The organism is Frankia sp. CpI1-P, assembly GCF_001421075.1.
In the GTDB taxonomy this organism is placed as follows: Bacteria; Actinomycetota; Actinomycetes; order Frankiales; family Frankiaceae; genus Frankia; species Frankia torreyi.
In genome coordinates, this window is sequence record NZ_LJJX01000026.1 from 64,378 (window position 1) to 79,054 (window position 14,677).

Here is a 14,677-nt window from a genome sequence, read left to right on the forward strand (position 1 = left end):
ATCCACAGGATCGGAGCCATCCACCGGACCGGAGCCGGGCACGCTCCCCCCTCCCGCTCGTGGCGGCGGGACGGACGCGGCACCTATCTCGACGGCACGCACGGCGGCAACGACGGCGACGCGCGCACCCGGAACAGGCACGCCCCGGCCGAGGCCGGCCCGGACCCCGACGGTGAGGTTCCGGCCGGCCGGTGAGTGGCACCGCGTAGCGGCGCCCGCACCCTGCCTTCGGCTGGCGGGCGGCGTCGTGGCGGAGCTGGATGCCCGATATTTCCACTTCCATAGAAATCGCAGCTAAGGAGTAGACCGTCATGGGTTCGGTACGTGTCGCCATTGTCGGCGTGGGCAACTGCGCCGCCTCTCTGGTCCAGGGGGTCGAGTACTACCGCGGCGCCGACCCGTCGGCGCAGGTCCCCGGGCTGATGCACGTGACGCTTGGCGACTACCACGTCTCCGACCTGACGTTCGTCGCCGCGTTCGACGTGGACGCCAAGAAGGTCGGCCGCGATCTCTCCGAGGCCATCGTCGCCAGCGAGAACAACACCATCAAGATCGCTGACGTGCCGCCGCTCGGCATCACCGTCTCCCGGGGTCACACCCTCGACGGCCTCGGCCGCTACTACCGCGAGACCATCGAGGAGTCGGACGAGGCGCCGGTCGACGTCGTGGCCGCCCTGCGGGAGGCCCGGGCCGACGTGCTCGTCTGCTACCTGCCCGTGGGTTCCGAGGACGCCGCGAAGTTCTACGCCCAGTGCGCGATCGACGCCGGGGTCGCCTTCATCAACTGCCTGCCGGTGTTCATCGCCGGGGTGCCCGAGTGGGCGGAGAAGTTCCGCGCCGCCGGCGTGCCGATCGTCGGCGACGACATCAAGTCGCAGGTGGGCGCCACCATCACCCACCGGGTGATGGCGAAGCTCTTCGAGGACCGCGGCGTCGTCCTCGACCGCACGATGCAGCTCAACGTCGGCGGCAACATGGACTTCAAGAACATGCTCGAGCGTGACCGGCTGGAGTCGAAGAAGATCTCCAAGACCCAGGCCGTGACCTCCCAGGTCTCCCACGACCTCGGCAAGGACAACGTGCACATCGGGCCGTCGGACNACGTGGCCTGGCTCGACGACCGCAAGTGGGCCTACGTCCGGCTGGAGGGTCGTGCGTTCGGCGACGTCCCGCTGAACCTGGAGTACAAGCTCGAGGTCTGGGACTCCCCCAACAGCGCCGGCGTGGTCATCGACGCGGTGCGCTGCGCCAAGATCGCCCTGGACCGGGGCGTCGGCGGGCCGATCCTGTCCGCCTCGTCGTACTTCATGAAGTCCCCGCCGGAGCAGTACCGCGACAACGAGGCCCGCGACAAGGTCGAGGCGTTCATCCGCAACGAGGGCTGAGCGAGGCCCGTCGGGGCCCCGGCGGGCCCGTCCACCCGGCCTGCACGCCCGCTTCCCCGGCCGGGGAGGCGGGCGCCGGGTTCGGTCGTCCGGAGGGGGCGGCCGAACCCGGTGACACCCCCCGGCCACGCCGCAAGCGGCCCGAGCGGGCCCGAGTGGGCCTGCGCAGGCCCACCGGTGACCTGAGGCGGGCCGGGTGGCCCTACGCTGACAGGCGTGGCATGGTCGGCGAACCTCCGCGAGCTGCTTGGCGGCCGCCGGTTCCGGATGCTGTACGCGGCCCGGCTCACCTCCCAGGCCGCCGACGGCGTCTTCCAGGCGACCCTCGTCAGCTACGTGCTGTTCTCCCCCGAGCGGGCGACGTCCGCGGGGGCGCTGGCCTCGTCGCTGGCGATCGTCGTGCTGCCCTTCAGCGTGATCGGCCCGTTCGCGGGCATCGTGCTGGACCGGACGTCCCGCCAGCGGGTGCTCGTGGTCAGCTCGCTCGTGCGGATGGTGCTCATGGCCATCCTGGTGGTCCTCATCGCCGCCGGGCGCACCGGCGTCGACTTCTACGCGGTGGCGCTCGCGTCGGTGAGCGTGAACCGCTTCGTCCTCGCGGCGCTGTCCGCCGGGCTGCCCGTCGTCGTCGACGTCGACCGCCTCGTCACCGCCAACGCCCTGTCGGTCACCTCCGGCACCGTCGCGACCCTGCTCGGCGCCGGTCTCGGCAGCGGGGTACGGGGCCTCGTCGGCGGCGACGACCGGACGGTGGCCCTCGTCGCGGGCCTGGCGGCGCTCGCCTACCTGCTGGCGATGATGACGGCGTCGCGCTCCGGCCGGGGCGACTTCGGTCCCGTGGTCGCCGTGCCCTGGCAGGGAGCCTGGCGGCAGGCCACCGAGGTCGTCGCCGACATGGTCGACGGTGCCCGCTACCTCGCCGGCCACGGCCCGGCCCGCCGGGCGCTCGCCGCGCTGACCAGCTCGCGGGCGGCCTACGGGCTGGTCCTCGTGATGACGGTGCTGCTGTACCGCAACTACTTCACCGGCAACGAGGGCGGGCTGACGGGTCTCGCCGCCGTCGTGACCGCCAGCGGGATCGGCACCGTCACCGCCGCCGTCGTGACCCCGCGGGTCACCCGGCGGATGCCGAAATCGAGCTGGATCACGCTGGTCCTGGTGTTCGGGGGCGTCGTCGAGGTGGTGCTCGGCCTGCCCTTCCAGGCTCCCCTGTTCATCGTCGCCGGCGCGCTGCTCGGGTTCTCCGCCCAGGCCAGCAAGATCTGTGTGGACACCATCGTCCAGGAGGAGACCGACGACGCCTACCGCGGCCGCGCCTTCTCGCTCTACGACCTGTTGTTCAACGTCGCCTTCGTGGCCGCGGCGGCGATCGCGGCCGTCGTCCTGCCCGACGACGGCCGCTCGGGCGCGGTGGTCATCGTCGCCGGGCTGGGCTACGCGCTGGCCGGGCTGGTGTACTACCGGGCCGCCCGCCGCCACCCCGAGGACCGGGTGATCCGCGGCGTGGGCGACGGGCCGCCACCGCACCCGGCCGTTCCCCCGCCCAGCGGTCCCGCCGAGCCGGTTGATCCGACCGATCCCGCCGGCCGGATCAACCCGATCATCTCCGCGGGGCCGGCCGAGAGTCGCGGCTGACCCGCCCCGATCGCCCCGATCGCCCCGGCTGCTCCGGCCGCCCGGTCACGCGTCCGGGATCGGCACCTCGTGCTCGCGGGCCCACCGGAACAGCTCGGCCTCGGCCGCCTCGCGCCCGACGAGGCCGCACTCGAAGCGGAACTCCAGCATGTGCGCGCGGGCCTGGCCCACCAGGCGGGATGGGGCGAGCCCGAGCAGCGCCATGATGTCGTCACCGGACAGCTCCGGCCGGATCGCCGCGATCTCCTCCCGCGCGGCGAGGTCGGCGATCCGTTCCTCCAGCGAGTCGTAGGTGCGCGACAGCGCCGCCGCCTTGCGCCGGTTGCGGGTGGTGCAGTCGGAGCGGACGAGCTTGTGCAGCCGGGTGAGCTGGGGACCGGCGTCGTGGACGTAGCGACGCACCGCCGCGTCCGTCCACTCGCCCTCGCCGTAGCCGTGGAACCGCAGGTGCAGGTAGACGAGCCGGCAGATGGCGTCCGTGACGTCCTTGGGGAAGTGCAGCGCGGCCAGCCGGCGCCGCGTCATGTCCCGGCCGACGACCTCGTGGTGGTGGAACGACACCCGGCCGCCCGGGATGTGCCGCCGGGTGCGCGGCTTGCCGATGTCATGCAGCAGCGCCGCCCAGCGCAGCACCTCGTCGGGTTCGCCCGGCTCCTCCAGGGCGATCGCCTGGCGCAGCACGGTCAGGGTGTGCGCGTACACATCCTTGTGCTGGTGGTGCTCGTCGATCTCCATGCGCATCGCCGCGACCTCGGGCAGCACGATGTCGGCGACGCCGATCTCGACGAGCCGCTCCAGGCCCGCCACCGGATCGGCGGCGAGGATGAGCTTGCGCAGTTCGTCCCGGATCCGTTCGGGGGAGACGATCGCGAGCCGCTCGGTCCGCGCGCGCATCGCCTCGACCAGCTCGGGCACCGGGGTCAGCCCGAGGGCCGCCTCGAACCGGGCGGCGCGCAGGATGCGCAGCGGGTCGTCGTCGAACGACGCCTCCGGGCTCGCCGGGGTGCGCAGCACGCCGCGAGCGAGGTCGGCCATCCCGCCGAACAGGTCGACGAAGTCGTGGCCCGGGACCGACACCGCCATCGCGTTCACGGTGAAGTCCCGGCGGGACAGGTCCGCCTCCAGGCTGTCGCCGTAGGTGACCGCCGGGTTGCGGGACTGCCGGTCGTACGCCTCGCTGCGGTAGGTGGTGATCTCGAAGCGCAGCCCGCGCCGGGCCAGCCCNACCGTGCCGAAGGCGATCCCCGCCTCCCAGGTGGCCTCCGCCCAGCCCCGGGTGATCTCCAGCACCCGCTCGGGCCGGGCGTCCGTGGCGAAGTCGAGGTCGGCCGGGGCGCCGGTGGCGCCGGTGGCGGGCCGGCCGAGCAGGGCGTCGCGGACCGAGCCGCCGACGAGGTGGAGCAGGTGGCCGTGGGCGGCGAAGACACGACCGAGCTCGTCCGCGGCCGGCGGCACCCTGAGCAGCTCACTCACCACCCGTTCGGCCGAGTCGCGCGGGTTGTCCAGACTGATCACTGACACACCTTCAGGTTACGGGGTTGGACGCGGTGAACCGGCACCCGGACGAGCCGGGGACGATCACACCGCGGCCACGGCGACGCGGTTCCGACCACCGGGATCAACGGGCACAACCGGGGCGTTGCGGGCACACGGGCCGGCCGGGGGACCCGCGCCTCGTACGATCAATCCATGCCGCCGTCGACCTCCTCCGCCGGTCGCACTCCGCTGCCCCGGGTGGAGGAGACCTCGGCGGGCGGCCTCATTCTCGACCAGTGCTCCACGGACGCCTCCGCCGCGCTCATCGCCCGCCGGGATCGCCATGGGCGGCTGTTGTGGCTGCTACCCAAGGGTCACGTCGAGGCCGGCGAGACCACCGAACAGGCCGCCGTCCGGGAGGTCCGCGAGGAGACCGGGCTGACCGGGTCCGTCCTCGGCCGGTTGGGCACCATCGACTTCTGGTTCGTCGCCGGGGGGGCACGCATCCACAAGACGGTGCACCACTTCCTGCTGCTGCGCAGCGTCGGCTCGCTGTCGGACGCCGACATCGAGGTCGACGCCGTGGCCTGGGTTCCACTGGCCGAGGTCGCCGAGCGCCTCGCCTACGCCGACGAGCGGCGCCTGCTCGACGAGGTGCCCGTCGTGCTGGCCGCGACCGCATGACGGCGCCGCGCCGGCCCGCGCGACGGGCGCGGCCCCGCGGGGCGTCCGGCGCCCGGCGCTGGCCGGCCCGGCTCGCCGCCGTGGTGCTGCTCGCCCTCGTCATCCCGGTGGCCGGCGGCTCCGCGGCGGGCGCGGCGATCCGCGGCGGGCTCGTGGAACGGATCGCCCGACCCGATTCATCCACAGGATCACCACGGTCTTCCACAGCTTCATCCACAGACGAATCGNGCGGTTCGCTACCTTCTTCACCGGGATCGGCGTCGTCGTCCACCGGTCCGGGGAACCGGGTGACCGTGACCGTCGACGAGGTGCAGGCGCCGGCCGCGGGGTCCTCCGTGGTGTCGGTGCAGGGCACGCTGTCCACCTCGGGGCCGCAGCCCCTGACCGACCTGCGGATGAGCCTGTCGATCGGCTCCCCGGCGGTGACCTCCCGCGGGCGGCTCGAGACCCTGGCCGAGAACGGCGAGGCCCGCCCCCAGCCCAGCTACCGCCAGCTACCCCTCTCCGGCGGACAGAGCACGCAGCCGCTGTCCGATCCGCCCGTCCAGGGCGCCGACCCGGTCAGGTTCATGATCACAAGTGATCTCGGTGCATCCGCGCTGCCGGTGCGGGTCGGCGTCTACCCCCTGCGGGTGAAGGTCACGGGTTCCGTCGGCGGGCAGCCGGTGGCGCCGCTCGGCGTGGCGTACACCTTCCTGGTGCGTTCGTCCGGCCAGCAGCAGCGGACCCCGGTGGCGGTGGTCCTGCCGCTCGCCGACCAGCCCCGCCTGCGCTCGGACGGCCTGCTGACCGACAACGAGCTCGCCGACGAGGTGAAGCCGACCGGGCGGCTGTACCGCCTGCTCGACGCGGCCCGGTCGACCGTCACCGCCGAGGGCCGGCCCGCGGTCACCCTCGCCGTCGACCCGACGCTGGTGCAGGCGCTGCAGATCATGACGAACCCGGACGGCTACCACTACGCCAGCCCCGGCGGCGGCGCGGACGGCGTGAAGGAACCGCAGAGCTCCGACGCCGCCCAGTTCCTCAACGACATCAAGAACTTCGCCGACGCCGGCGGCGGTGTCTTCGCCCTGCCCTACGGCGACGCCGACCTGGCCGCCCTGGTCCACGCCCAGAAGCTGGACACGGTGAGCTACGCCGTCAACACTGGCCAGGTCGTGCTCGCCGCTCTGCTGAAACGAGAACCCGCGCAGATGGCGTCCGTCGCCTACCCCNTCGACGGGCTCGCCGACACCGCCACCGTGGACGTGCTGCGCCAGTTGAAGGTCGGGACCGTGTTGCTCGACGACCGCATCCTGCGTCCCGGGTCCGCCGTCCCCTACACGCCGTCGGCCACCTACGAACTCCCGACGTCGGCCGGCCCGATCCGGGCGCTCGCCACCGACCACCGCCTCGCCGAGATCGCCACCTCCTTCGACGGCCGAGCCGACGGTCCCAGCGCCGGGGTCGTCCTGACACACTTCCGAGCCGACCTCGCCATGATCACCGCGGAGCAGTCCGAGCCCCGGTTCCAGGTCCTCGCCCTGCCGCGGGGCTGGAACCCGCCCACGGACGACTGGGCCAAGCAGGTGCTGGGGGCGATCGACAGCGACTACTCCGTCCCGGTCCCGCTCGACGGCGGCGCCGGCCAGAACCAGTCGCCGGCCCGCCGCGGCGTGCTGGTCTACCCGGCCGACGCGCAGGCCCGGGAGCTGCCCGTCACCTACCTCGACGCGGTGGCGAGCGTCCGCGACGAGGCGCTGGCGCTGGGCCCGGTGCTCTGCCCGCCGCCGAAGGCCACCCGCACCTGCCGGATCGACCGGGTCGACCCGATGAGCAACGCACTTGTCACAGCGACCTCCGTCGCCTGGNGCGGGGGGCGCATGGTCGACGGTGTGTCGTTGAGCCAGCAGGTGGACGGGAACGTGTCCGCGATCCGCAACGGCATCCAGGTGGTGGCCTCCCGCAGCGTCAACCTGACGAGCAAGCACGGGCTGGTACCGATCACGCTCGAGAACAACACGAAGTTCGAGGTCACCGTCGTGCTCGCCTTCTCCTCGACCCACTCCCGGCTCCGCTCGCCGGCCCGTGAGACCCGCAACCTCCCCTCGGGGCAGAAGGCCCAGATCGAGATAGAGGTGGACGCCGAGGGCGCGGGGACGTTCCCGCTGGAGATCCGCCGCCTCAACCTCGACGGCCAGGCCCTCTCGACCGATCCCCCGACCCGGGTACTCGTGCGCTCCACCGTCTACGGCGCGATCGCCACGGCCATCACCATCGGCGCGGTCAGCGTGCTGCTGCTGGCCGTCGTGGTGCGCCTCGCCCGCCGGCTGCGGCCGGGCGCGCGCCGGACCGCCGACTCCGCCGGCGGCGCCCCCGAACCGATCGCCGGCGGCCCGGCGGCCTCGGACGGCCCGGCGGCCCCGGACGGCACGGCGATCCCGGGCGGACTGACGGACCCGGGTGCCGCCACGGCGGGGGTGGCGGCGCTGCCGGGTCGCCCCGGGAGCGAGTCCGATGCCGCCCGGCCACCCTTCCGGCGGGCGCCCGCCGCGGTCGCCTCCGGGTGGTCGACGGGCGCCCCCACCGCCGATCTCTCCTACGCCACGCGTCGCGAGCCGAGCGTCGCGCCCGCCGCCCGCGGCCTGGAGCCCGGGACCGACCAGGACCGAGACCAGGACCGAGACCAGGACCGGGACCAAGACCTGGATCACGACCGGGGCTGGGACCGGGGCCCGGAGCATCAGCCCGATTCCGGCCACGGCGCCGCGGCGGAACACGCCGGCCCCGGGTGGGACGTGGCCACCGGTGAGGTTCCGGCCCGTCGGCGACGGAGCGGCCCGTGACCCCCGTCGAGGGGGAGGGCGGCTCGGGTCCCCGGCACCGCCGGGGCGGCACCGGCCCCCGCGCTGGCCGCGGCGATCGTGGTCGCGATCCGTGGCGCGACACCCCCGGCGGCCCGGACCACCGGGCTGAGGAGTGGGCCGACGGCGCCGGCCGGCCGGGGGCGACTCTCGATCCGCCCCACGTCCCCGACCCGCTGCCCCAGGCGGACTGGTCCTACCCCGCCCAGGACCCGCCGCAGTACCGGGATTCCGGCCGGCCTTACCCGGAGCCTCACCGCTCCTACCCAAATGGTGATCAGCCGTACCCGGGAGGCGACCGGTCCTACCCGGGAGACGGCCGATCCTTTTCCAACCCGAGTGGGCGGCGCCCGGACCTCGACGAGCGATATCCGGACCTCGACCAGCGGTATCTCGATCCAGCCGATCAATACCCCGGCCCCGACGGCCGGCCCGGGAACCCGGACGACGGGTACGGGGATCGCGACGACGGCTACCGCCGCCGGGACGGCGCGTACGCGGATGAGCCGTACGCCGAAGGGCACTATCCACGGCGGGCACGGCGAGCGGCCTACCCCGAACACCAGTTCGATGATCACGACCCGGCCGGGCGGAACGACGCGTCCCACAGCGGCCACGACCGATGGGCCGACCCACGGGACGGCGCCGCGCCGCGCCCGGTCCCACCCCCCGGCGCGCCGCGGGCCGCGGTTCCGGAGGCGACCCGGAAGCTGCCGGCCGCGCCGCGGACACCACCGCCGCCCCCCGGCGTGCCGCCCCCGTCCGAGAGAGGTCCCGGCTCCGCCGCACGCGGACGGGTCCAGCCCGCTGCGCCGGTCGACGGGACACGGACCACCAGACTGCCCACCCCGCCCGGCCCGCCGCGGCCGGCGGACCCGGTACCCGGACGGCGGCCGCAGACGGAATCCGGCTCGCCCCCCGGCCAGGTCGGTCGGCCCACTGGTCCGGGTTCCGCCGGGCGCGGGTCGCAGGAGCAGCAGCCGGATGCCGCCGACCGCCCCCGACGCTTCGCCGGCGAACGGCGCCGGCCGTCTCTTGGCGAGTCCCGGCCGACGGTGGCGCTTCCGCGCAGCAACGTCCGGCGCATCCCCCCGGAGTCACACCAGCACGGCCGCAGCCGGGACGATGGCCGCGGCCGGGACACCGCCCTGCCCCCCGAGGCCCGGGACGGCCGAAACGCCCGCACCCGTGACCGTCGCGGCGACGCCCGCTACGGCGCGGACCGCGACGGCGCCCCCGGCGGTTGGCGCGACGATCCGGCCGCCGACCCGCGGGCAGACCGCCACGCCGGCGAGGTCGGGGACGGCGGGAACGGGGGGAACGGCGGCGGCTTCAGGGAGGGCGACCTCAGGGACGTTCGCGCCGCCCGCCCCCGGACCCCGGCCGCCCGCGAGACGGCCGGGCGGAACGCCCGGCGTGACCCGTCACGTCGACGGACCCCGCGCCCCACCGATGCCGCGGCCACCACCGCGCTCGCGAAGCCGTCAACCGCGAAGGCAGCAACCGCGCAACCCGCGAGCACCCCATCCACGAGCGCCCAACCCGCGCGGACGCCGTCGACGAGGGCACAGTCGACGACCGCGAAGTCGACGACCGCCCGCCGGGGGAAGTCCGGCGCAAGGAAGTCCGGGCCGAGCCTCGGCCAGGCCAGCGGGATCATGGCGATCGGCACGATCGTCTCCCGGGCGTCCGGCTTCCTGCGCACGGTCGCGATCGCCGCCGCGCTCGGCACCAGCGGAGTCAGCCAGGCCTACAACGTTGCCAACACCACGCCGAACGTCCTCTACGACCTGCTCCTCGGCGGGATCCTGACCAGCGTCATCGTCCCGGTGATGGTGCGCGCGGCCAAGGAGGACCCGGACGGCGGGGACAGTTTCGCCTCCTCCCTGCTGACCATCATGATCCTCGGGCTGGGCGCGGCGGTGGCGGTCGGCATGCTGGTCGCGCCCTGGATCACCGACGCCTACCTGCACTCGGGGCCGGCGGAGCGGGCGCTGGGCACCGAGATGCTGCGCTGGTTCCTGCCGCAGATCGTCTTCTACGGGGTGGGCGCGACGATCGGCGCGATCCTCAACGTCAGGCAGTCCTTCGCCGCGCCCATGTTCGCGCCGATCCTGAACAACCTGATCGTCATCGCGACGTGCGTGGCCTTCGTCTACATCGTGTCGGGACCGCACCCCCCCGGGGTGGACGGGCCGAAGGCCATCAGCAACGCGCAGATCACGGTGCTCGCCGGCGGGACGACGCTGGGTGTCGTGGCCATGACGCTCGCTCTGCTGCCATCTCTGCGCAAGGTTGGTTTCCGGTACCGCCCGCGGCTGGACCTGCGCCATCCGGAACTGCGCTCGGCGGCCCGGCTGGCCGGCTGGACGCTGCTGTTCGTCATCGTCAGCCAGGCCGGCTACCTGGTGATCGTCAACCTGTCGACGGCGACGACCGCCTACACGATCTACACCTACGGCTACCAGATCTTCCAGCTTCCCTACGCGATCATCGGTGTCTCGGTGATCACGGCGCTGCTGCCGAGGATGAGCGGGCACGCCGCCCAGGGCCGCCGGGATCTCGTCCGGGCCGACATCTCGACCGCGACCCGGGTCGCGGTCACGGCCATCGTGCCGGCGGCCCTGTTCATCCTCGCCCTGGGGCGGCCGATCGCCGTCGCGGTGTTCTACCACGGCGCGGTCCGGTACCACGCCGCGGTGGACATCGGCGACACGCTCAGCGCCTTCGCGCTGGCCCTGGTGCCGTTCTCGCTGTTCCAGGTGCAGTTGCGGGCGTTCTACGCCTACCAGGACAGCCGGACGCCGGCGCTGGTCAACATGGGCGTCGTCGCGGTGAACGTGCTGGGCGCGGTGGTGCTCACCGTGCTGGTGCCCGAGCAGCATCGCGCGCCGGCGCTGGCGCTCGCCTTCGCCTTCGCCTACCTGGTCGGGCTNGCGGCCACGACGATCCTGCTGCGCCGGCGGCTGGGTGGCGTCGACGGCAACCGCACCGCTCGGGTGATCACTCAGGTCGCGGTCGCCGCGGGCCTCGGCGCCGTCATCGCGTCCCTGCTGGCCCGCGGAATCCGGTCGGTGATCGGGACGGGCTGGCTCAGCTCCGGGGTCGCGGTAGTGATCGCGGCCGTGGTGGGCGGCGCGCTGTTCATCGCGGTCGCCAGACGGATGAACGTGCACGAGGTCAACGCGCTGGCCGAGGTTGTCAACGGCCGTCTGCGCCGCGGGCGCGGGCGGGGCAGGCCCGGCGGGCCGACCGCATCGCCGGCGGCGGCCGACCGGACCGGGCGGGCGGAGCGCACGGGCAGGACCGAGCGGACGGCCCGCCGGGAGCCGTCGTCGCGGACCGGGGCACGCGCCCCGACACCACCGCGGCGGGAAGGCCCGGACGACCGGTCGGGATCCGCGACCGGCACGCGTCGGGCGGGGCGAGCGCCGCGGCGGCGCTGACCGGTCGGCGCCCGCGACGGCCCAGGCCGGGCCCGGCGGAGGTTGCCGAGCGACGCTCGCGGCGGGCACCAAAGGGCCAGCTCGGACGTCACCCCGACCCGGCGAAATCCTCATGACCATGGTCTGGTGATGGAGGTGTACGCGGGGCCGACAGCGGCCGCCGATCCTTCCATCACCATAACGCGGTGTAGTTGGGAAACGCCGCGAGGATTACTCTACTAATGCGTAGGAATACGGCGGATATTCGCCATAGCCCGGTTGGCTGGACGGGAGCTTAACGACCCCGGCGGACAGCTCCGTCTTGGCTGGGGGAAACGTCCTTCCGGGCCCTGCGGCGGCGCACCCGGGCGCGGCCGGGCGCGGCCGGGCCGGCGGCCACGGAGGCCGACGGGAGGCGATCAGGCGGCTATCGTCACAGCCGGTACACAAGGGCGGGTTGTCCCAAGACATTCGCGAGATCCTCCGGCCATCCTCGTACACTGGACACGCTGTGCGCGGNCCCCGCCCAACGTCGCCGGTGAACCAGGCGCAGCCTCCGCTCGTCACGTCGTTCACCGTGGCGACAAGTTCCGGGCGACGAAGGATTCCGGGGTCTCCGCCCACGGTCACGGCACACTGGGCGGACCCCTGCCCGGGTGAGGTAGGGAAGCCCGACGGCGGATCGTCCCCGTCAGGCCGTGGACGACGGAGGCGCTGTGGTCGACGGAAGCAACCGACCGCAGGCTGAGGACGTCGACAACGACGTAACACTGACCGCCCCCGACCCCCGGAGCTCGTCGACCCCCGCCGGCACCGCGGTGCTCGCCGAAACCGTCCTAGACCGCCGTTACCGCCTGCTTTCCGCGCTCACCAGCCGCGGGCCGGTCACCCTCTGGCGCGGCGACGACAACGTGCTCGCCCGGCCGGTCGCGGTGCGCATCGTCGAGCACGGCCCGGTGAACCCGGGCGACAACGGCGCCGCCGCCGCGGACCCGAACCGGGAGCAGGCCGCCCGGCGTCTGCTCGCCGCGGCCATCAACTCCGGCCGGCTCGTGCATCCGGGTGCCGCCTCCACCTACGACGCCACGACGACGACCACCGGATCGCGGCGCATCTCCTACGTCGTCTCCGAATGGGTCGACGGCAAGACCCTGCGCCAGCTCACCGCCCAGGGGGCGCTGCGCCCCGAGCAGGCCGGCGCCGTGGTGCTCGCCGCGGCCCGGGTCATCGCCGCAGCCCACGAGCGGGGCATCCATCACGGCGATCTCAGCCCCGGCGACGTCATCGTCTCCAGCCACGGCACCGTGAAGATCATCGATCTGGAGATCGGTGGCGTGCTCGCGGAGCTGGAGCGCTCGGGGACGCCCGGGGAGCTTGACGGCCCCGACGCCGCCGGGAACGGCGATGACGCCGAGGCCACCAGGGTGGTGGGCGCGGGCGACGCCGCCGCCGCCGATCTGCGAGCGCTCGGCGGCCTGCTGTACGCGGGGCTCACCGGCCACTGGCCCCTCGGCGGGGACCGCGGCCTGCCCACCGCGCCGACCTCGGGCGGGCGGCTGCGCAGCCCCCGGCAGGTCACCTCGTCGGTGCCTCGCGACCTGGACGCCATCACCATGGCGACCCTCGGCGACGAGCGGGCGGGCGCGCCCATCACCACCGTCGCCGAGCTCGTCGAAGAGCTGGAGTCGATCAACCCGGTCGACGCGGTGCTCGACACCGGCCTGATGAGCCTCGGCGAGGAACCCCCCAGCACCGAGGCGATGGACGTGGACGGTTTCGCCTCCTCCGACTACCTCGCCGCGTCCGACTACCCCGCGCAGGGCCGCTACACCGACACCGCTGGCTACCCGGGCCCTGACCAGGCCCGTGACGGCCGCTACGAGACCCGTGTCGACGGCCCGAGCGGGCCGCGTGGCGGCGACACGGGGTACGGCCGTGGCGGCTACGACACCCGCGGCGGGTACGACACCCGCGGCCACGACCATCGCGGGCGGCCCGACCGGGGCAGGGATGACCGGGCCAGGGACGACCGGGGCTACGCCGCCGGGGCCGGCGGTTATCCGCCGGCGGACCGCTATCGGGACGCCCCGGGACGCGGGCGCGGCGGGTCCGGCCCCCGGCTCGGCCGGATGCTGCCGTGGATCGCCCTCGTCGTGGTCGTCATCATCGTCGCGGTCGTGGCCGTGTTCGCGCTGCGCAGCGGCGGCGATGGTGGCGGCGCCAGTCCGACTGCCTCGCCCACCAGCCAGGCCACCCCGCTCGGGACTGTGCTGAAGCCGCAGAGCATCGACACCATAGATCCTCCCGCCTCGGGCGGCGACGGCACCGAGCGGCCGAAGGAGGCCGCCAACGCGGTCGACGGCAACCCGTCGACCGTCTGGCACACCGAGGGCTATGTCACCGCGAATCTCGGCGGCCTCAAGCCCGGCGTCGGCCTGCGGCTGACCTTCGGCCAGGCGATCAGCCCCACCTCGGTCACAGTCCAGGTCGGCAGCGGCCCGGTGTCGTTCGAGCTTCGTAGCGCCGCCACCCCCGGGGACACGATCGACAGCTACCGGGTCGTCGTCCCGAAGACCGACGCCCCCAGCGGCCCGGTGAACCTTCCCATGCCCTCCGACCTCACCCCGGCGCAGTACTGGGTCCTGTGGCTGACCTCCCTACCGAAGGACAGTGACGGGCAGTATCGCGGTTCGATCGCGGAGATCACCTTCCGGTCCTGACCGAGAGCCGGTCCCGAAGGGGGAGGAGGTGGGAATCCCGCCGTCTTCGGCGAGCTGTTCCGCCGACACGCGGATCGGCTCCGGTCGGTCGCCCACGGCCCCCGACCGATCCGCCTCCGACCGATCCGCCTCCGACCGATCCGCGGGGCACCATCACCGAGCGTGACATGCGTCTCGGTGTCGGCGGCGTCCCCGGCCGGCCCCCGGCGCTGCGCACGGCCGTGGTGCTGGTCGACGTCCAGAGACTGCCCCTCGCGGACGCTGCGCGGCTGCTCGACATCTCTGNCGGCACGGTGAAAAGTCACTGTTCGCGGGGGCGGGCGCACCTCGCCCTGCTCCTCGGATACCTCCCGCCCGGGAACCCAGGAGCCCCGCCCACCGTCTCAGAAGAAGGACACCATGATGCGGCGGCCTGCGCGCAGCGGCCGCCCGACGCCCGCAGTCGGTCCGCCGGCCGCAGTCCTCACCATGCGGCCCCATGGGTGCCCGGACCTGCCGGAGGAGGTGAT

The 14,677-nt window shown here is 73.8% G+C and carries 6 protein-coding genes and 8 pseudogenes; 12 read left to right on the top strand and 2 right to left on the bottom strand.

Going from position 1 to position 14,677, the window contains the following annotated elements; genetic code table 11:
- Positions 1-311 precede the first annotated feature (311 nt).
- The 3 genes and pseudogenes from FF86_RS17915 to FF86_RS17920 form a co-directional block, all read left to right on the top strand.
- Positions 312-1,100: inositol-3-phosphate synthase (locus FF86_RS17915; protein WP_242418974.1), on the top strand; the 789-nt coding region annotated here is incomplete at its 3' end.
- 1 nt (position 1,101) lies between these two features.
- Positions 1,102-1,385: pseudogene (locus tag FF86_RS51320) on the top strand (inositol-3-phosphate synthase); the annotation flags it as partial.
- Between the two features lie 216 nt (positions 1,386-1,601).
- Positions 1,602-3,020: an MFS transporter gene (locus FF86_RS17920; protein WP_044885645.1), complete on the top strand. Its 1,419-nt coding sequence runs from the start codon at positions 1,602-1,604 to the stop codon at positions 3,018-3,020.
- A 45-nt stretch (positions 3,021-3,065) separates the two neighbouring features.
- On the opposite strand, the gene FF86_RS17925 is transcribed toward FF86_RS17920, so the two are convergent.
- Positions 3,066-4,244 (bottom strand): CCA tRNA nucleotidyltransferase (locus FF86_RS17925; protein WP_242418975.1); only part of this gene is annotated, 1,179 nt, incomplete at its 5' end.
- 1 nt (position 4,245) lies between these two features.
- Positions 4,246-4,535 (bottom strand): annotated as a pseudogene (locus FF86_RS51325) (CCA tRNA nucleotidyltransferase); the annotation flags it as partial.
- Between the two features lie 174 nt (positions 4,536-4,709).
- On the opposite strand from FF86_RS51325, the gene FF86_RS17930 reads away from it, so the two are divergent.
- From FF86_RS17930 to FF86_RS51360, 9 genes and pseudogenes are all read left to right on the top strand, one after another.
- Positions 4,710-5,180 (top strand): NUDIX hydrolase, encoded by a 471-nt coding sequence (locus tag FF86_RS17930; RefSeq protein WP_044885647.1) that lies wholly within the window; start codon positions 4,710-4,712, stop codon positions 5,178-5,180.
- Positions 5,177-5,407 (top strand): annotated as a pseudogene (locus tag FF86_RS51330) (hypothetical protein); the annotation flags it as partial. The gene FF86_RS17930 and the pseudogene FF86_RS51330, both read left to right, overlap by 4 nt.
- 1 nt (position 5,408) lies before the next feature.
- Positions 5,409-6,394, top strand: a pseudogene (locus FF86_RS51335) (DUF6049 family protein); the annotation flags it as partial.
- 33 nt (positions 6,395-6,427) lie between these two features.
- A pseudogene (locus tag FF86_RS51340) lies at positions 6,428-7,030 on the top strand (hypothetical protein); the annotation flags it as partial.
- Position 7,031: 1 nt separating this feature from the next.
- Positions 7,032-8,005 (top strand): annotated as a pseudogene (locus FF86_RS51345) (DUF6049 family protein); the annotation flags it as partial.
- A 1,676-nt stretch (positions 8,006-9,681) separates the two neighbouring features.
- Positions 9,682-10,958: murein biosynthesis integral membrane protein MurJ (gene murJ, locus FF86_RS51350; RefSeq protein WP_242418985.1), on the top strand; the 1,277-nt coding region annotated here is incomplete at its 3' end.
- Position 10,959: 1 nt separating this feature from the next.
- Positions 10,960-11,469, top strand: a pseudogene (locus tag FF86_RS51355) (murein biosynthesis integral membrane protein MurJ); the annotation flags it as partial.
- 695 nt (positions 11,470-12,164) lie between these two features.
- A complete protein-coding gene (locus FF86_RS17945) occupies positions 12,165-14,168 on the top strand; it encodes a serine/threonine protein kinase (protein WP_044885649.1) in 2,004 nt (667 codons plus the stop codon).
- A gap of 167 nt (positions 14,169-14,335) precedes the next feature.
- A pseudogene (locus FF86_RS51360) lies at positions 14,336-14,453 on the top strand (RNA polymerase sigma factor SigM); the annotation flags it as partial.
- Between the last annotated feature and the right edge of the window lie 224 nt (positions 14,454-14,677).